Raw genomic sequence first — 18701 nt, forward strand, 5'->3', positions numbered from 1 at the left:
ACCCATGGTCCCGATACAGGAGATCCAGATGAACCCCGTCCTGCAATTTCTGGCAACGCGCCGGTCCCACCCCCCGAAAATGATGACCGGCCCCGCCCCCGATCAGGCGCAATTGACCCAGCTGCTGACCCTTGCAGCCCGTGTCCCCGATCATGGCAAGCTGGAGCCTTGGCGCTTTGTCGTTCTGGGCCGCCAGACGCTGGATACGCTTGCCCCGAAACTGCATGCGGCAGTTCTGGCCGACGGGCAGGATCAAGCCACAGCCGATAAGGCGGCATCGGCTTTTGCATCGCCGGTAGTGGTGGCAGTGATCCACTCGCCGGTGGACAGTCCCAAGGTGCCCGAATGGGAACAGATGCTGTCGTCGGGTGCTGTCTGTCTGGGGTTGGTAAATGCGGCGCTGGCCTCGGGTTGGGGGGCGGCGTGGCTGACCGGATTTGCAGCGCTGAACCGGACCTTTGGGCAAAACTATCTGGGCGTTGCTGCACATGAACGTGTGGCGGGCTTGATCCATATCGGCACACGCGGCGCTACGCCCCCCGAACGCCCGCGCCCCGACATTACCGCCAAGGCGCAATTCCTGCCATGATGCCGCTGGTTGCATTGACGCGTGGCTGGGCCGACCTGCTGCGCCCTCGTGTTCTGCGACTGGTGCTGTTGGGTGTCGCGCTGACCGTCGGGTTGTTCGTGGTGCTGCAAGCCGCGATCTTCTGGATTATCCGGTTGTGGTTGCCAGGCGGCTTTACCCTGCCATGGATCGGCCACATCCAGCTGGCCGAAGTTCTGTCATGGGGGTCACTGGCGCTGTTTCCCTTGATGGGAATTTTCCTGATGGCACCTGTGGCGGCGGGCTTTTCGGGCCTTTTTGCCGAAAACGTTGCCGATGCCGTCGAGGAAATCCACTATCCCCATAATCGCGGCAAATCGGTTGATTTTCTGGACGGGCTGCTAGAATCGCTGGCGATTGTTGCCGCCGTGCTGGCCGTCGCTGTGGTCAGCCTGCTGCTAACGCCTTTTCTGGGACCCTTTGCGCCGGTGCTGTTTTTCGGGGCGAACGGCTGGTTGCTGGGGCGGGAGTTTTTCCAGATGGCTGCCCGCCGTCACATGGCCAGCCTTCCGGCACAGGACCTGCGTCGCGCCTATTTAGGCCGGATTACGGCGATGGGCGTTCTGGTGGCATTGGGGCTGGTGGTGCCGCTGGTCAATATTGTCGTGCCGTTACTGGCAGCGGCGGCCTTTACCCATCTGTTCCAGATGATCAGCGGATCAACTGGTCAAGATAGGTGATGTCGGCGCGGGTGATGTAATCGCCCAGAATGATAAAGGCGATCACCCCCCAGATGGCCGTCGTCACAGCCGTGGTGATGAACAACTTGCGTTTCCATGCCAAAGGCGACGGCGCACCGGCATGGGTGCCTGCCATAACCTCGCCCATATCGGCCTGACTGCGCTGGCCGATGGGCAGCACCACAAACAGCGTCAGCCACCAGATAGAAGCGAAAAGAACGATACCGCCGGTCAGATTCATCAGATTTGCTCCAGTTCGATAAGACAGCCGTTGAAATCCTTTGGGTGCAGGAACAGCACCGGCTTGCCATGCGCGCCGATCTTGGGATCACCATCACCCAGAACACGTGCGCCTTCGGATTTCAGCTTGTCACGGGCGGCAAGGATATCTTCCACCTCGAAGCACATATGGTGCATGCCACCGGCGGGGTTCTTGTCCAGAAACGCCTGAATGGGGCTGTTGTCGCCCAAAGGGTACAACAGCTCGATCTTGGTATTGGGCAATTCGATGAACACCACCGTCACACCATGATCGGGTTCATCCTGCGGGGGACCTACTTTGGCACCCAGCGAATTTTCATATTGTGCAGCGGCTGCGGCCAGATCGGGCACGGCAATCGCAACGTGGTTCAATCGTCCAATCATGGAAGCCTCCGTTTCAACACATATCTAGGGGTTTTCGGTCGCTGTTGGAAGGAAAAGCATCTTCGTTAACGGGTTCTTCAGGAATCAGGGGCTATCTGGAACGCAGGATATGAAAGGGGATCAGGACATGTTGACCGCATACGGAACGGCCCAGGACAAACCCTTGCCACAATGGCAATTATCACTGCCGGACAAGCCCTTGACCGGCCTGACCGTGCTGCTGGTCGAGGGTTCGCGTTTTGCCAGCGAGGCAGTGCGCCTGCTGTGCCTGAAGTCCGGTGCGCGGATTCGCCGCGCGGATTGCCTGCGGTCGGCGGCGCGACATCTGGCGGCCTATCGCCCGTCAGTGGTGATTGTCGATCTGGGTTTGCCCGACGGGGATGGCACCAGCCTGATCCGCGATCTGCATGAGGCCGAAGCACGCGTGCCGGTTATTCTGGGAATGTCGGGCGACCCCGATCTTGCGGATAAGGCCATTGCTGCGGGCGCGAATGATTTCCTGCCCAAGCCTGTCGAAAGTCTGGCAGTCTTCCAGCAGACCATCCTGCGGGCGATGCCGCCGAAGGCCGTGGGAAATACCCTCCGCAGCATGCCCAATGATGTGATCCAGCCCGATACCGCCGGCCTTCGCGATGACCTGACCCATGTCGCCAAAACGCTGGCCGAGGCGTCGGATACCGATGTCATCGACTATATCGTGCGCTTTCTGGCCGGTGTTGCCCGTTCCGCCCATGATCCCGCGCTTGAGGCTGCCGCCGCCGCCCTTGCCCGCGATTACGACACGGGCAAACCGCTGGCCACCGATCTGGCCCGCATCAGCGGTCTGGTTCAGGACAGACTGGCCCGCGTTCCGCAGGTCTGCGCCTAGGCCAGCATCCGCGGGTCGCTGCCCATATCCAGATCGGGAAAGATCGAACCTTCCAACAACGTTTTATCAATGCCGAACTTGGCATGCATGGCCCAAGCCGCATAGGCACGGATGTCACGCAGGGGCATCAGATCGCGTCCGTCATAAAGGTCGCTTTCGCCCAAACCCGGCCATTCGCCCATCACCTGACCGCCGCGCACCGCGCCGCCTGCAACCAGCATCGCTCCGCCCGTTCCGTGATCGGTTCCGGCAGCACCGTTTTCACGCGCCGTGCGGCCGAATTCGGTCATCGCCATGACGGTTGTGGTGTCCCAGTTCCGGCCCAGATCCTGTTTCAGCGTCAGGATCGTATCGGCCAAACGGCCCAGATTGCGCTTCAACGATCCTGCCTGTCCCGAATGGGTATCCCAGCCTGCCATGGAAAAGCTGGCAATACGGGTATCACGGTTCAAACGGTCGGCGGCGAAACGGGCCAGTTCGATATGTTCCTCTTGGGGTTTATCGGGGTCGGGTCCGGTTTGCAGGCCGGACACAATTTCCAGCGCCTGTTCGCTGGCCTCGCGGAACAACGGATCATCATGATACATCCGCATCAACAGCCGTTCCGCTTGTGAACTAAGCGCCAGCGTCGCATCGGGCGTCCAGCTTTTGGCCTTGGCAGCACCTTGCAGGATCAACATCTTTTCAACCCCGACCGAATAGGCCGTTTCCGATGTTTGCCCCGGCATCGCCTGCAACATCCGGTTCAGCCAGCCATCCTGCTGGTCATCCAGATGCAGATCGGTGCCGGTCCCCGCCTCCAACATGTTCTGGCCGTCGAAATGGCTGCGTTTATCGCGATAGGGGGTCGACACCGCAGGGGCGAAGGCCATCTGGCCCGCCTGCCACAAGGGCATCAGGTCCGACAGGCCGGGATGCAGCGCAAAGAAACCGTCCAGATCGGTCGCACCGTGATCCGGCCCCAAGGACAGTGTTTTACGCAGGTCTGCCAGATTGCGATCACCGTAAGGCTGGAAGGCGTCGATCCCGTCCATGGCCCCGCGCAGAATAATCACCACAAGCCGGTTTTCCCCCGGAGCGCTGGCAAAAGCGGCCGAGGACATCAACGGACTGGCCGCAGCCGAACAACCGATCAGGGCGGTAGATTTCAGGAACAGGCGTCGGGTCAGCATTGCATCACCTCCGGTTAAAATCGGCCGAGGCCAGAACAAGCGCCACGCCTTCGGTCCGGCTTTCGGCGCGGGGAATCGCCCAAGTCACAGCCTCGGATGCGGTATCGCCAAGACAATCGCGCAACAGGTTGCGCGGATCGGGCAGTTCCGCCAGCAGGTCGGACGGGCTGGTCATGGCCCAGTTGATCCGCATGGCGATGCCTTGCGGGCTTGCCCAATCCTCGGCCGCTTCGGACCAGCCGTCGGGACCATCGGGCGCCGCCCAAGGCTGGCCCATAATGGCCATAGGTTCCAGCAGATGCCGACGCAATGCCGCAGGCTTCAAGCCATCCACCTGCGCCCCCGTCATGCCAAGACTGCGCATGCTGGCGACCAGAAATTCGAAGGGCTGACGCATCTTCGTGCGAAACCCCTGTTCCAGCTCGGGGGACTCGGCCAATGCCAGATTCATTGCCGCCAGATCGCCATCCGTGTCGCGGAACACCTGCGCCAGACGGTCAATCAACGCATCCGGCGGGGTGTCAGATATGAAATGCACCGCCATTTTGCGGGCGATATGTCGGGCCGTTGCATCCTGCGTGGCAAGGTTTTCGATGACCGCACGGATATCCCCCAAGCTGGCCTTGCCATCCCCGCCGTAGCTTTCGCCAAGGACTGTATCGGCACCCGGTTCCGCACGTCTGGCGCGAAAGACCGTATTCTGCCGCGGGTTATAGGTCAGACCGGTCAGCAGACGTGCCAGTTGTTCGACATCGGCTTGGGTATATTCCGCCCCGACACCCATGCTGTGCAGTTCGATCATCTCGCGCGCAAGGTTTTCATTCAGCCCGCCCGGCTTATCCGGCTTTTGACGCGCCAGAACGGAATTCGGCCCGATAGAGCTGGTTTGGTCCAGATATCGCAGCATCGCCGGATGGGTTTCGGCCGCAAACATCATATCCGCAAACCGGCCGGTCAGATGTGGCCGGATTGCGTCCTGCACAAAGGCATCCGACATCAGGTTGAAATAGACGCTGCCGCCCGACACGGTAAAATGGTCCGACCAGAACCAGACAAGACGTTCACCAAATCCTGTCGGATCATCAACCGCCCGCGCAAATCTGCGCAGAACGGCTGTGTTGAACAGCGCGCGCATATTCTGGCGGTGGGATCTGTCGGCTTTTTGCTGGTCTTTGGTGCCATTGCGGGCGTCGCGCGACAAAAGCTGTCCTTCGCGATGCCATTGGCGCACCTGATCCAGCGTAATGCTATCCTGTTCGGGACCGGATGCAGAGACGGATCGGGCCAAACCTGCGGGATCTGTCGGAATATTGTTTTGGGGCGACAATCCGAAACCAAGGCGGATTGCCGCAAGCTGTTCAAAAGGCAACGGCATGGGGTTACGGGCTCCGGACAGGTTTGCTGCTGTGCAGCATCATGCCATGTCGAAGCCCGTCTGTCAGTTCACTCTTTCGGCAAGGAACGCAGACGCAGGTCGCGCATCTGGTCATTGGTAGGCTCTGACGGGGCGCCCATCATCAGGTCCTCGGCGCGCTGGTTCATCGGGAACATGATCACCTCGCGGATGTTCTGTTCATCGGCCAGCAGCATCACGATGCGGTCGATACCGGCGGCACAACCACCGTGCGGCGGCGCGCCATAGCGGAACGCCTTGACCATGCCACCAAAGCGCTTTTCGACTTCGCTAGCGGGATAGCCAGCCAGTTCGAAGGCTTTGAACATGATTTCCGGCTTGTGGTTCCGGATCGCGCCGCTGATCAGTTCGTAGCCGTTGCAGGCAAGATCGTACTGATAGCCCAGCACCTTCAGCGGATCGCCTTCCAGCGCCTCCATCCCGCCCTGCGGCATACTGAACGGGTTGTGGCTGAAGTCGATTTTGCCGTCGTCGGTCTTTTCGTACATCGGGAAATCGACGATCCAGGCGAATTTGAACTGGTTTTCGTCGATCAGACCCAATTCACGACCGATTTCCGTGCGGGCACGACCTGCGACCGCTTCAAAGCTGTCAGGCTTGCCGCCAAGGAAGAAGGCCGCGTCGCCCTGTGCCAGACCCAGCTGTTCGCGGATGGCTTCGGTCTTTTCGACCCCGAGCGCCTTGGCGATCGGACCGGCGGCTTCGGTGCTGCCGTCTTCGGCCTTGCGCCAGATGATGTAACCCATGCCGGGCAGACCCTGCTGTTGGGCAAAGGCGTTCATGCGGTCGGCGAACTTGCGGCTGCCACCGGTTGGTGCAGGAATGGCGCGCACTTCCGTGCCGTCCTGTTCCAGCAGCTTGGCGAAAATGCCAAAACCCGATCCGCGGAAATGGTCGCTAACGATCTGCATTTCGATCGGGTTACGCAGGTCGGGCTTGTCACTGCCGTATTTCAGCAAAGCCTCGGCATAGGGGATCAGCGGCCATTCGGTATCGACACGGCGACCGCCGCCGAATTCCTCGAACAGGCCCTGGATGACGGGCTGGACGTTGGCGAAGACATCTTCCTGACTGACGAAGGACATTTCCATATCCAACTGATAGAAGTCCGTCGGGCTGCGGTCGGCACGCGGGTCTTCGTCGCGGAAGCAGGGCGCGATCTGGAAGTATTTGTCGAAACCCGCAACCATGATCAGCTGCTTGAACTGCTGCGGCGCCTGCGGCAGGGCATAGAATTTGCCTGGATGCAGACGCGAGGGCACCAGAAAGTCACGCGCGCCTTCCGGCGAGGATGCCGTGATAATCGGCGTCTGGAATTCGGTGAATTCCCGATCCCACATGCGGTTGCGGATGGACCGCACAACCTTGCTACGCAGCATGATGTTGTTGTGCAGGCTGTCACGGCGCAGGTCTAGAAAGCGATAGGCCAGACGCGTTTCTTCCGGATAATCCTGATCACCAAAGACCGGCAGCGGCAATTCGTCAGCCGCGCCCAATACCTCTAGGTCGGTGGCATAGACTTCGATTTCACCGGTCGGCAGCTTGGCGTTGACAAGGCTTGCGTCGCGCATTTTCACGCGTCCGTCGATACGGATCACGGTTTCGGCGCGCAGTTTTTCCATGGCCGCAAAGGCCGGGCTGTCGCTGTCGGCCAGAACTTGGGTCATTCCGTAATGGTCGCGCAGGTCGACGAAAAGCACGCCCCCGTGGTCGCGAACGCGGTGAACCCACCCCGACAGACGGACAGTATCACTGGCGTTGGCGGCTTTCAGATCGCCGCATGTGTGGCTGCGATAGGCGTGCATGATCAGTCCCCATTTGTTGACCCCCGCACAAAGCGCGGGTTGGCCGCGAAGTCAACCGCTCAGAACGGACGCACGACGTTGCCGCTGTAGAAATAAACCCCCATTCCAAGGGCAAACAAGACGTTTCCGGCCACTGCATGCAGGGCCCAGGCCGCCGGAAAGCCGTGACGCAGATAGGCGCGGGCGAAAATCCAGCCGCCAAAAAAGGTCATAAATGCCACGATCCATGACCAATACATCAGATGTGCAAAGGAAAAGACCGCCGCGTTCAGCGCGATGGCTGCACGTCCGGCGGGCAGGATCGCGGCATAGCGATGGAAAAACAACGGGCGGAAGATCAGTTCCTGCGGCAAGGCTGACAGCAGCGGATAAAGCACCCAGATCGCCAGCAACATCATGGGATTGTTGCGTGGTGTGGCAAAAAGCGCCCCGGGCCGCGAGATTGCCAGAATAAGATAGCAGGTCGCAAAGGTAACGATGATAATACCGACAATTTCACGCCATGGCATCCTCCGCCAGCCACGGACAAGCTGGCGCCACCGGAATCCTCCGGTGACCCACAGCAGAACCATGCCCGCAATGCTGAAGATGGCAAGCGCCCGGAACAGATGTCCGGGCGGCAGGAACAAAGCGATGGCCATTGGGGCAAGAAGATAGATTGCCGCGAATTCCGCCTTCAGCCAGAGGTTCGGCGTTACCGCACCATGCGTGTCTGCAACCATCGTGCCCAATCCGAAGCTGATCCGGCAAAGGCGTTCAGGTCGACATTGCCTGAAATGCCCGGGACAGATCCCGTGCCGGTGTATTGCCAAAAGCCCCAGCGCTGGCCCGGATAGGTTTCGCTAGGATGCGCTGCGGTCGAACGCAGCCAGAATTCGGCCTGCAGATCGCCCATCCGGTTTTCACGGAAGAAATCGACCGTGGTATAGATCACAGGACGCTGGCCATAGTGACGACCGACGATCTGCAGGAAAATCTCGGCCTCGCGCTTGACCTCGGCTGCGGGGGGGCGGCGCGGACAGGTGCGCGAATTTGCCCATTCCATATCCAGCACTGGCGGCAGCGACCCTGCCTCGCGCGGGACGTTCTGGATGAACCAATAGGCGTTTTCCGCACCCGAACGACAGAAATAATAGAAATGATAGGCCCCGCGCGGAATTCGGGCCTGACCAGCCTCGCGCCAGTAACGCATGAAGTTCGGGTCGGTATGATCGCCGCCTTCTGTCGCCTTGATATAGGCAAAGCTGATCCCTGCACCGCGAACGCGGTTCCAGTCGATATCCCCCTGCCAGCGCGAAATATCGATTCCATGCACGGCCATTCCATAGGGGCCGCGATTGCCCCATGTATGGGGGCGGTTATCGCCCAATTGCGGATTCGCGCCCGGACCCGGGGCATTGCGATAGCCATATCCGCCCTGTGGCGGTGTGCGGGAACATGAAATGGCGAATGTCACCACCATCAATCCCAGCATCAGTTTCTTAACGATGTTCATGCCTGCCCCAATTATCCATGCGTCACTCGCGGGTGCTGTTACGCACTCCATTGTTTCGCGTTATCGCAAAACCGTGAAGCTTTGTCATTGGGGGCGAGTGGTCACGACTGCGTCAGGGACGAAAAGCCGCTGACGGGCCGGTCAGGGCCCGCCATGTTTTATGGTTACTGGTCGCCGGGGGCCGAATCCTCGGGGGTGGCTTCGGGTGACGCATCGGCAGGTGTGTTCGCACCGGGCGATCCGGGGGCCTCATCGTCGCCGGTCAGCCCTTCGGCATCGGTGACAGGCGTGTCGGCGGGTGGTGCGGTCGTGGCAATCCCGTCACCTTCCGGTTCCGAGCTGCTGGGCTGGAAGACCAGAAAGACAAGACCCGCAATAATCAGCGCCACAACAATGGCGATAATGGCGGGCTTGTGATTACGGGCGTCGTTTTCAGGATCTTGGTGATTGAATGACATCGGGTCCTCCGCAGGGTTGGGGCTGCTTTCGGAACGCCGCTTACCCTTCGCGGTTCCCTTCCGTGCCTAGCTTGCAGCGGTATCGGGAACCAGTTTTCCGGGGTTCAGGATGCCCTTGGGATCAAGCGCCGCTTTGATATCGCCCATAACCTGCCATGCATCGCCATGTTCGGCCTGCATCATCGCACGCTTGCCGATGCCGACCCCGTGTTCGCCGGTGATCGTGCCCCCGACGCTTAGCGCATGTCGGGCCATCCGCTTGGCCAGTTCCTTGGCGCGGGCGATTTCATCGGGGGAATCGGGGTCTACCAGCAACAGCGCGTGAAAATTGCCATCCCCCACATGGCCGACAATCGGCCCGATCATTCCGGCATTGGTAATCTCGGCGGCGGCTTGTGCCACCGCATCGGCCAGATGTGACATCGGGACGCAGACATCGGTCACCACGCCCACCGCGCCGGGCCGCAGCACGAAAGACGCGCGATAGGCCCCGTGCCGCATTCGCCACAGGCGTGCGCGGTCTTCCGGTGTTGTGGCCCAATCGAACCCCTGCGCGCCGCATTCGCGGGCAATTTCGCCAAAGCGTTCGGCATCCTGTGCCACCGCACTGTCCGATCCATGGAATTCGACCAGCAGATGCGGCGTTTCGGGCATGCAGGCACCCGAATGCAGATTGAACGCCTGCGCCGTCAGGGCGTCCACAAATTCGATCCGCGCCATAGGAATGCCCGACTGGATCGTCAGCGTTACGCATTCCACCGCCGCTTGCAGACTATCAAAGGCACAGACGGCCGAGGCTGTCTGTTCGGGCTGTCCGTGCAACCGCAGCGTCAGTTCGGTGATGATGCCCAAGGTACCCTCGGATCCGACAAACAGGGCCGTCATATCATAACCGGCGCTGCTTTTGGCCGCCCGCGATCCGGTGCGGATGATACGACCATCGGCCAGCACCACCTGCAACGCCATGACATTGTCGCGCATGGTCCCGTAACGCACAGCCGTTGTGCCGCTGGCCCGCGTGGCCGCCATCCCGCCAAGGCTGGCATTGGCACCCGGATCGACGGGAAAGAACAGACCTGTCGCGCGCAGATCCTCGTTCAATGCCTCACGCGTGAGGCCGGGCTGGATCGAGACCTGCATATCTTCGGCCCGCACCTCCAGCACGCGGTTCATGCGCACCATATCCAGCGTGATGCCCCCCTGAACCGCCAGGGCATGCCCCTCCAACGACGTGCCTGTCCCCCATGCCACCACAGGAACGCCCGCTGCCGAACAGGCCCGCATGATGGCCGAAACCTCTTGTGTGGTTTCAGGATAGACAACCGCATCAGGGGGCGGCGCAGTATGAAAGCTTTCCGAGGCCGCGTGCTGGTCACGATCCCCCTGCCCCGTCACAAAGCGCGCGCCCAGCAGGTCGGTCAGTTCGGTCGCAAGGCTTTGGGGAATCGGCATCGGGCTTTCCTTTTCAACGGTTTGCCGCAGATTAGTCCTGATATTGCCAAAGGCAACCGCTGGACCCGGGCGCCCTTTTATGGTCCGATACCCCATCAAACCGCATTGCGACCTTGCCCCATGCCCGAACCGACCAAGATCCGTCCGCTAGGCGCGCTTCGTGACAGCGCGCGGCAGGTCATGCGTATTATGCGTGAACGCGGTCCCAGTCAGGCACAGTTCTGGATGCTGGCCCTGTTGATCGGCACAGGCGCAGGCTTTGCCGCATTGGGGTTCCGCTTGGGGATTTCCGCCCTGCAACGCGCGGTGTACGGGGCTGATGATGTAACAATGGCCAGCGTGGCGGGTGAATTGCCTTGGGGCTGGCTGTTGATCGTGCCGGTGATCGGCGGGCTGGCCGTCGGGCTGATCCTTGACCGTTTCACCACGGACGCCCGCGTCCGCGCAGTCTCTGACGTGATCGAGGGTGCGGCCCTTGACGGTGGACGCGTCGAAACCCGCGAAGGTCTGGCATCCGCCGCCGCATCGCTGATCACCCTTGGGACGGGCGGCAGTTCGGGCCGTGAAGGTCCAGTGGTTCATCTGGCCGGTGTCATTTCAACCGCGGTTGCCCGCCGCATCAAGGCCAGCCCGATTACGGGCCGTGAATTGCTGGGCTGCGGGGTGGCGGGCGCCGTCGCCGCCAGCTTCAACGCCCCCATCGCCGGTGCGCTTTTCGCCCATGAGGTGGTCTTACGCCATTTCGCCGTCCACGCCTTTGCCCCCATCGCCATTGCCGCCGTTGCTGGCACCGTGATCAACCGCATGCAGTTCGGCGGGTTGACCGAATTCATCCTGCCCGACCGCATGGACATCGGGTTCTATGTCGAACTGCCCGCCTTCATGTTGCTGGGTCTGATCTGCGCATTGGTCGCGGCGGCAATTATGCGCGGTATCTTCCGCGCGGATCGCATAGGCACGATGGTCATGACCCGCCTTGGCTGGCCGCGTTGGGTGCGACCTGCCCTTGCTGGCCTGTGTCTTGGCCTGATTGCGATCCGCTTTCCCCATATCATCGGCGTCGGATATGAAACCACCGCCGCCGCGCTGACGGGTCAGATCGGGCTGCCACAGGCCATCCTGCTGGCCACCATCAAAGCCATCGCGGTCGCCATTACCCTTGGCGGGCGCATGGGCGGTGGCATATTCTCGCCCGCCTTGGTGATGGGGTCACTGACAGGGCTGGCCTTCGGCATCATCGCGACCAGCCTGCTGCCGACGTTTTCGGGCAATGTGAATGTCTATGCTTTCGCAGGCATGGGCGCTGTCGGTGCCGCCGTTCTTGGTGCCCCCATTTCAACAGCCCTGATCGTCTTCGAAATGACCGGCGACTGGCAAACCGGCATCGCGGTCATGACGGCCATCTCGCTCAGCTCGGCCCTGGCATCGCGCTTGTTGCGGCGGTCGTTCTTTTTCAGCCAGTTGGAAAACCGTGGCATCCATCTGGCCGAGGGTCCGCACATCTGGCTGCCGCGCAATCTGCGTATCACACCGGTCATTCGCGCCTTGGACAGCGATGCCGCACCGGCCACCGATCTGGTCCGCAATATCGCGGCCTCGGGCCAGACATTGCAACAGGGGACGACACTTGAAAAAGCCCTGCAGGAATTCGACCGGACCAAGGCCGCTTTCCTGCCCGTCATGTCCCAACCGGACCCCGATACGGAACCGCAGATTATCGGCGTGGTCTATCACATCGATGCACTGCGAACCCTGAACCAGGCCCTTGCCGAAACCGCAGCCGAGGAACACGCCTGACCCCGTCACCCACGGCGGGGGGTCCGGGGGGCTGGCCCCCCTGCTGTCGCGGGACGCAGATCAGCCCCGACGTTGCGACGCCATGCCCAACACCCGCGCCCTTTTGCGCGGATCGCTGTCAAACAACGCAGCCAGTTGTTCGGTGATCGCACCCGCCAGTTGTTCTGCGTCGGTAATTGTGACGGCGCGTTCGTAATAGCGTGTCACATCATGGCCGATACCAATGGCCAACAACTCGACCGCGCGGCGTTTTTCGACCATAGCGATCACATCGCGCAGATGCCGTTCAAGGAAATTGGCGGGGTTCACTGACAGCGTCGAATCATCGACCGGTGCGCCATCCGAAATCACCATCAGGATCTTGCGCGCCTCGGTCCGCTTGGACAACCTGCGGTGCGCCCATTCCAAGGCCTCACCGTCGATGTTTTCCTTCAGCAGACCCTCCTTCATCATCAGGCCCAGATTGGGCCGTACCCGACGCCAAGGCGCATCGGCGGATTTATAGACGATGTGGCGCAGATCGTTCAGGCGTCCGGGCTGGGCGGGGCGACCGGCGGCCAGCCAAGCCTCGCGGGCTTGGCCGCCCTTCCATGCGCGGGTGGTAAAGCCCAGAATCTCGACCTTGACGTTGCAGCGTTCCAACGTGCGTGCCAGAACATCGGCACAGATCGCGGCAATGCTGATCGGACGACCACGCATCGACCCCGAATTGTCGATCAGCAGCGTCACGACCGTGTCGCGGAATTCGGTGTCTTTCTCGATCTTGAAGGACAAGGGCATCGTCGGGTTGGCAACGACGCGCGCCAGACGGCCTGCATCCAGCACGCCTTCTTCCTTATCGAACTCCCAGCTGCGGTTCTGCTGGGCCTGCAAACGGCGCTGCAATTTGTTGGCCAGACGGCTGACCGCACCGCGCAACGGGTCCAGCTGTTTGTCCAGATAGGCGCGCAAACGTTCCAGTTCGGCCTCATCGGCCAGATCCTCGGCGCGGATTTCTTCGTCCCATGTCTGGGCAAAGACCGTATAATCGGCGCTGGCATCGCTGACGGGGGGCGGCTGATCAGGGGGCGGGTCCGAATCGGGCATCTCGCCCTCATCCGCCATCTCGTCCTCGGACTGGTCGTCCATACTGACCGAGGCCTGCTTTTCGTCCTGCGTCTGTTCCTGACTACGTTCGGCGCTGGATTCGGCGTCCTCGCCCTCGTCTTCCTCGGGGGACTGGTTGTCGCCGGCTTCCTCGTCCTGTTCGGCGTTGTCTTCGGCGTCGTCATCCTCGGGCTGGTCGGGGTCTTCGCCCAGCTGGTCGCCATAGCCCAGATCGGTGATGATCTTGCGGGCAAGGCGGGCAAAATCCGACTGGTCGGCCAATGCGTCATTCACATCCGACAGCGATCCACCGGCCTGGCTTTCGACAAAAGGACGCCACAGATCGGCGACATTCTGCGCGCCTGCTGGCAAGGGACGACCCGTGGCCGCTTGACGCACGATATAGCCTGCCGCAACCGACAGGGGGGCGTCAGCAGGCGCATTAATCTGGGCATAGCCCTTTTTATCAGCGTCGGCACCGATACGGGCATCGATATTGGACAGGGCACCGGGCATGTCGCGGGCGCCCAAAGCCTCGCAGCGGGCGGTTTCCATGGCTTCATACAGCTCGCGGGCCATCGGGCCTGCGGGGACATATTTCGCATGGGTCGCCGCATCATGGTGGCGCATCCGCATGGCCAGCGCATCCGCGGTGCCACGGGCCAGCAGAACCTCGTCCCGGCCCATGCGGCGGCTGATCTGGGGCAAGCGCATGGTATCACCCGCCACACCCGAGGGGTCTGCCGTAAAGCTGACGTTCAGTTCATGTTCATCCGCCAGCGCCCGCGTCGCTTGGGTCAGCGCCTTCTTGAAGGGATCGGCGGGATTGTCAGTGGGCTTGTTCATGTCACGTCTTCTCCCCACGCGGCGGTCTTTTGAATCATGCGCGGGCAGGCATCGGGCCTGCCCGCGTCAGCCGTTGTTATACGGCGATGCTGGCTGCGCTTTCGGGCAGTTCCTCGTCGAACAGACGCTGATAGAACTCGGCCACCGTCTGGCGTTCCAATTCGTCACATTTGTTCAGGAAGGTCAGGCGAAACGCATAGCCGACATTGTCGAAAATACGCGTGTTCTGCGCCCACGAGATCACCGTCCGCGGCGACATGACCGTCGACAGATCGCCCTGCATGAAGGCCTTGCGGGTCAGATCGGCCAAAGTGACCATCTGGCCGACCGTCTTGCGGCCTTTTTCGGTGTTATAGGTCGGGTTCTTGGCCAGCACGATCGCGGCTTCTGCATCATGGGACAGATAGTTCAGCGTCGAGACCAGCGACCAACGGTCCATCTGGCCTTGGTTGATCTGCTGCGTGCCGTGATACAGGCCCGTCGTATCGCCCAGACCCACGGTGTTTGCGGTGGCGAACAGGCGGAAGAAGGGGTTCGGAGTGATCACCTCGTTCTGGTCCAGCAAGGTCAGCTTGCCGTCAGCCTCCAGCACACGCTGGATAACGAACATCACGTCGGCGCGGCCTGCATCGTATTCGTCGAACACAATCGCGGTCGGGTTACGCAGCGCCCAAGGCAGGATGCCTTCGTGGAAGACCGTGACCTGCTTGCCGTCCACCAGCTTGATGGCATCCTTGCCAATCAGGTCGATCCGGCTGACGTGGCTGTCAAGGTTCACCCGCACACAGGGCCAGTTCAGCCGTGCGGCGATCTGTTCGATATGGGTCGATTTGCCCGTCCCGTGATAGCCCTGGACCATCACACGGCGGTTATAGGCAAAGCCCGCCAGAATCGCCATCGTGGTGTCGGGGTCGAACTTATAGGTGCTATCGACCTCGGGGACACGATCGGTGCGTTCGGCAAAGCCTTTCACCTTCATGTCGCTGTCCAGACCGAACACCTCGCGCAGGTCGATCTCTTCGGTGGGTTTGGCGTTCATGTCCAGCATTCGTCCGGCCTCTCTCATCGCGTTGGCGCATTGATCGCGCATTCGTGCCGCAGACGCAAGGCGGGCCGCGTTGACGCCTTGCCACAGCATCCATAAGGTGGCTGGGAAATCCCACATTAGGAAACGCGGCCCTTGAACGACGCACGCAGAACAGAGCTGGAACGCCTCATCTCGCGCATCTCGCTTGGCGACCGGGATGCCTTTGACGCCCTATACGATGCCACATCGGCCAAATTGCACGCGGTTTGCCTGTCCGTGCTGCGCGACCGCCCCGAGGCCGAGGAAACCCTGCAAGAGGTTTATATACGCATCTGGCAAAGTGCCTCGCGCTATGCCTCGAACGGGTTGTCGCCCATGACATGGCTAATCACGATTGCGCGTAACCGGTCCATCGACAAGTTGCGCGCCCGCGGATCACGCCCCGTCACGGCCCCCGAAGATGCCGCCGCATCGGTTGCATCGCTGGAACCCTGCCCCGAATCGGCCACGATCATGGCGCAGGAACGGCAGATGCTGAACGAATGTCTGGCCAAGCTGGCCGACGCGCAGGCAGGTGCTGTCCGCGCCGTCTATCTTGAGGGTGTCACCTATGCCGATCTGGCACAGCGTGAGAATATGCCCGTCAATACCGTGCGAAGCTGGCTGCGCCGCAGCCTGTTGCGCCTTAAAGACTGTGTAAGCCAATGACCGAAGACGCCCCCCTGACCCCGCATGAGGAAGATCAGGCTTTGGCGGCCGAACTGGCGCTTGGCCTGCTGGATGATGATGATCTGGCCGCGGCCAATACACGCGTGTCGGAAGATGCCGGATTTGCGCGTATGGTGCTGGACTGGCAGGAACGGCTGGCGGGTCTGGCCGAAGAGCTGACCCCCGTCATGGCCCCCGCCCGCGCCCGTCACGCGATCCGTGAACGGCTGGGACATGCCAGCCCGCCGCTGGCCAATGATCCGACCGAACGTCGCGCATGGTGGCGCGGCCCGATGGGCGCATTGACAGGTCTGCTGGCTATCGCAGCCGTCGCGGCCTTTTTATGGATGCCCGGACAACAGTCGCCTGCGCCGCAACCCGGCTTTCAGGCCCAGTTGCAGGTTCAAGACAGCGAAATGCGCGTCGCGGCCCGTCTTGACGGACGTGAAATGGAAATTGCGACCGAAAACGGCGCACTGCCTTCCGATCGCGATCTTGAGATCTGGTGGATCAAGCCTGACGGCTCGGCGCCGGTTTCCATCGGGCTGGTGCCGCGCGACGGCAACCTGCGGATGACCCTGCCCGAAGGTCTGGACCCCGCCGAGGATATCAAGATCGCCCTGTCCAACGAACCCTTGGGTGGATCGCCCACCGGTCAGGCAACCGGTCCTGTGGTGGCGATTTCGGACCTCACGCGTTCGTGACCATAAAATAATCGGGGACGGGTGCAACTTACCCGTCCCTCCTCCGTGACTATAGGCACAGGGCGCAAATCTGCGCTTGTCTATCAAACCGGAGGAAGACCATGTTCAGCAAGTTTACCAAAGTCGGTGCCTCGATCCTTGCAGCCACCGTCGCGTTCACCGCCCCCGTTCTGGCACAGAACACCATGGTTGGTGGTGCAGAAATGTTCCCGGAAAAAAACATCGTCGAAAACGCCGTGAATTCGGCTGACCACACCACGCTGGTTGCCGCTGTTCAGGCCGCCGGCCTGGCCGAAACGCTGTCGGGCGAAGGTCCGTTCACCGTTTTCGCCCCCACCAATGCTGCCTTTGAAAAACTGCCCGCAGGCACGGTCGAAGACCTGCTGAAGCCGGAAAACAAGGACAAGCTGGCACAGATCCTGACCTGCCATGTGGTTGCTGCCGACGCGATGTCGCCCGCAATCGGCAAGATGATCGCGGATGACGGCGGCGCACATGATGTCCCGACCGTTGGCGGCTGCACGCTAAGCGCCTCGATCAACCCCGACAACAACGCGCTGCAACTGACCGATGAAAACGGCACCGTTGCGACCGTCACCATCCCTGATGTGGACCAGTCGAACGGCGTGATCCATGTGATCGACACCGTCATGCTGCCCGCGATGTAATCCATCCAACAGCATAGGGGCCGTCTGTCCCCCGATTGACCGGCCCTTTTGCCCGCGCACTCCCCCCTCGGTGCGCGGGCTTTTTCTATGGTGAACCGCAGGGCGTTGCGCAGCGTTGCAAAATGTCGAAGGCATGGGGCAGACTGTGCCAAGGACCTGTGAACACACATACCGACCCAAAAAGGGGATCTGATATATGAGCGGCCTGATCGCGCTTCTTGACGACATTGCCACCATCTCGAAGGTCGCTGCAGCCTCGATCGATGATGTGGCAGGACAGGCCGCTAAAGCCGGTGCCAAAGCCGCAGGTGCATTGATCGATGATGCCGCTGTCACCCCGAAATACGTGCAGGGTTTCAAGGCGGATCGCGAATTGCCGATCGTCTGGAAGATCACGCGCGGGTCATTGTTCAACAAACTGGTGATCCTGCTGCCGGTTGCGCTGCTGCTGACGGTCTTTGCGCCATGGCTGATCACGCCGCTGTTGATGCTGGGCGGTGCCTATCTGTGTTACGAGGGCGCGCATAAGATCGCATCGTTGTTCCACGCCTCTGACACGCATGACAGCAAGGCCCATACGCATCCCGAAGGCGACGGCGCCGCACTGGAAGAGGCGCGCGTGGCGGGCGCGATCAAAACCGATTTCATCCTGTCAGCCGAAATCATGACTATCGCCCTGTCGACCATCCCCGCCTCTGACGCGCTATGGGTCAAGGCGCTGATTCTGGCGATTGTGGCTGTCGGGGTGACTATTGCCGTCTATGGCGCTGTGGCACTGATCGTCAAAGCCGATGATCTGGGTGTGCATCTGGCAAAAGGCCGAACCGGTCCGGTTGCAGCCTTCGGTCGGGGCATCGTGATTGTCATGCCGCATCTGATGACGCTGCTGATGATCGTCGGAACCGCCGCGATGATCTGGGTTGGCGGACAAATCATCGTCCACGGGGTGCATGATCTGGGCTGGCATCTGCCCTATGATACCATCCACCATATGGCCGAAGCCGCCGCTGCAGCCGTGCCCGCCATCGCTGGTATTGCCGCTTGGGTGACGACGGCTTTTTTCGACGGGATCATCGGTCTGGTGCTGGGTCTGATTCTGCTGCCGGTCGCGTCGATGATCATCAACCCGGTGATGCAGGCAACTATTCTTCCGGTTGTCCAAAGGTTTACCAAATCTCGCGAATAAGGACGTGTCCCTGTCGACGTGATTGACCGAACAGTCAAAGACTGTCACATTCCCTTCACAATAATGTTGCGTGACTGTCGTCC

The 18701-nt window shown here is 61.1% G+C and carries 19 protein-coding genes; 8 read left to right on the forward strand and 11 right to left on the reverse strand.

The annotated features are described in order from the left end of the window. Positions 1-4: 4 nt before the first annotated feature. Entirely contained in the window at positions 5-589 is a 585-nt protein-coding gene (locus DWB67_RS02625) for a nitroreductase (protein ID WP_255418513.1), read from the forward strand. Next, complete coding sequence (locus tag DWB67_RS02630; protein WP_255418514.1) at positions 586-1287, forward strand: EI24 domain-containing protein; 702 nt, start codon at positions 586-588, stop codon at positions 1285-1287. Before DWB67_RS02625 ends, DWB67_RS02630 begins: the two co-directional genes overlap by 4 nt. Here the strand turns inward: DWB67_RS02630 and DWB67_RS02635 are convergent. After that, positions 1259-1528, reverse strand: a complete 270-nt coding sequence (locus tag DWB67_RS02635) for a DUF1467 family protein (protein WP_119805925.1) — start codon at positions 1526-1528, stop codon at positions 1259-1261. The genes DWB67_RS02630 and DWB67_RS02635 overlap by 29 nt on opposite strands. Further along, positions 1528-1932 carry a methylmalonyl-CoA epimerase gene (gene mce / locus DWB67_RS02640; protein WP_119805926.1) on the reverse strand — a complete coding sequence of 135 codons (405 nt, stop codon included), beginning with the start codon at positions 1930-1932 and terminating at the stop codon, positions 1528-1530. Before mce ends, DWB67_RS02635 begins: the two co-directional genes overlap by 1 nt. 127 nt (positions 1933-2059) lie before the next feature. Between mce and DWB67_RS02645 the strand changes: the two genes are divergently transcribed. Then, positions 2060-2800 carry a response regulator gene (locus DWB67_RS02645; RefSeq protein WP_119806171.1) on the forward strand — a complete coding sequence of 247 codons (741 nt, stop codon included), beginning with the start codon at positions 2060-2062 and terminating at the stop codon, positions 2798-2800. Here the strand turns inward: DWB67_RS02645 and DWB67_RS02650 are convergent. From DWB67_RS02650 to DWB67_RS02680, 7 genes are all read right to left on the reverse strand, one after another. Beyond that, entirely contained in the window at positions 2797-3972 is a 1176-nt protein-coding gene (locus DWB67_RS02650; RefSeq protein WP_119805927.1) for a DUF1501 domain-containing protein, read from the reverse strand. The genes DWB67_RS02645 and DWB67_RS02650 overlap by 4 nt on opposite strands. A 4-nt stretch (positions 3973-3976) precedes the next feature. Beyond that, on the reverse strand, positions 3977-5347 hold the full coding sequence (locus tag DWB67_RS02655) for a DUF1800 family protein (RefSeq protein ID WP_119805928.1): 1371 nt from the start codon (positions 5345-5347) through the stop codon (positions 3977-3979). A gap of 68 nt (positions 5348-5415) precedes the next feature. Continuing rightward, positions 5416-7191, reverse strand: a complete 1776-nt coding sequence (aspS, locus tag DWB67_RS02660) for an aspartate--tRNA ligase (protein WP_119805929.1) — start codon at positions 7189-7191, stop codon at positions 5416-5418. A gap of 59 nt (positions 7192-7250) precedes the next feature. After that, positions 7251-7913, reverse strand: a complete 663-nt coding sequence (locus tag DWB67_RS02665; RefSeq protein ID WP_119805930.1) for a type II CAAX prenyl endopeptidase Rce1 family protein — start codon at positions 7911-7913, stop codon at positions 7251-7253. Further along, positions 7886-8686 (reverse strand): GH25 family lysozyme, encoded by an 801-nt coding sequence (locus tag DWB67_RS02670; protein WP_119805931.1) that lies wholly within the window; start codon positions 8684-8686, stop codon positions 7886-7888. Before DWB67_RS02670 ends, DWB67_RS02665 begins: the two co-directional genes overlap by 28 nt. 164 nt (positions 8687-8850) lie before the next feature. After that, positions 8851-9144, reverse strand: coding sequence for a hypothetical protein (locus DWB67_RS02675; protein WP_119805932.1), 294 nt, complete (start codon positions 9142-9144; stop codon positions 8851-8853). 66 nt (positions 9145-9210) lie between these two features. Then, on the reverse strand, positions 9211-10596 hold the full coding sequence (locus DWB67_RS02680) for an FAD-binding oxidoreductase (protein ID WP_119805933.1): 1386 nt from the start codon (positions 10594-10596) through the stop codon (positions 9211-9213). 120 nt (positions 10597-10716) lie between these two features. On the opposite strand from DWB67_RS02680, the gene DWB67_RS02685 reads away from it, so the two are divergent. After that, complete coding sequence (locus tag DWB67_RS02685) at positions 10717-12393, forward strand: chloride channel protein (RefSeq protein WP_119805934.1); 1677 nt, start codon at positions 10717-10719, stop codon at positions 12391-12393. 60 nt (positions 12394-12453) lie between these two features. Here the strand turns inward: DWB67_RS02685 and cobT are convergent, their stop codons facing one another. Continuing rightward, positions 12454-14325 carry a cobaltochelatase subunit CobT gene (gene cobT / locus DWB67_RS02690; protein ID WP_119805935.1) on the reverse strand — a complete coding sequence of 624 codons (1872 nt, stop codon included), beginning with the start codon at positions 14323-14325 and terminating at the stop codon, positions 12454-12456. 76 nt (positions 14326-14401) lie between these two features. After that, on the reverse strand, positions 14402-15373 hold the full coding sequence (gene cobS, locus DWB67_RS02695) for a cobaltochelatase subunit CobS (RefSeq protein ID WP_119805936.1): 972 nt from the start codon (positions 15371-15373) through the stop codon (positions 14402-14404). A 132-nt stretch (positions 15374-15505) separates the two neighbouring features. Between cobS and DWB67_RS02700 the strand changes: the two genes are divergently transcribed. The 4 genes from DWB67_RS02700 (at position 15506) to DWB67_RS02715 (ending at position 18618) form a co-directional block, all read left to right on the forward strand. Further along, complete coding sequence (locus DWB67_RS02700; protein ID WP_119805937.1) at positions 15506-16060, forward strand: sigma-70 family RNA polymerase sigma factor; 555 nt, start codon at positions 15506-15508, stop codon at positions 16058-16060. Then, a complete protein-coding gene (locus tag DWB67_RS02705; protein ID WP_119805938.1) occupies positions 16057-16764 on the forward strand; it encodes an anti-sigma factor domain-containing protein in 708 nt (235 codons plus the stop codon). Before DWB67_RS02700 ends, DWB67_RS02705 begins: the two co-directional genes overlap by 4 nt. 101 nt (positions 16765-16865) lie before the next feature. Beyond that, complete coding sequence (locus tag DWB67_RS02710; protein WP_119805939.1) at positions 16866-17432, forward strand: fasciclin domain-containing protein; 567 nt, start codon at positions 16866-16868, stop codon at positions 17430-17432. Positions 17433-17628: 196 nt separating this feature from the next. Continuing rightward, positions 17629-18618: a DUF808 domain-containing protein gene (locus tag DWB67_RS02715; protein ID WP_119805940.1), complete on the forward strand. Its 990-nt coding sequence runs from the start codon at positions 17629-17631 to the stop codon at positions 18616-18618. The last annotated feature ends 83 nt before the right edge of the window (positions 18619-18701 follow it).

Source organism: Paracoccus sp. JM45 (assembly GCF_003590715.1).
Classification (GTDB): domain Bacteria; phylum Pseudomonadota; class Alphaproteobacteria; order Rhodobacterales; family Rhodobacteraceae; genus Paracoccus.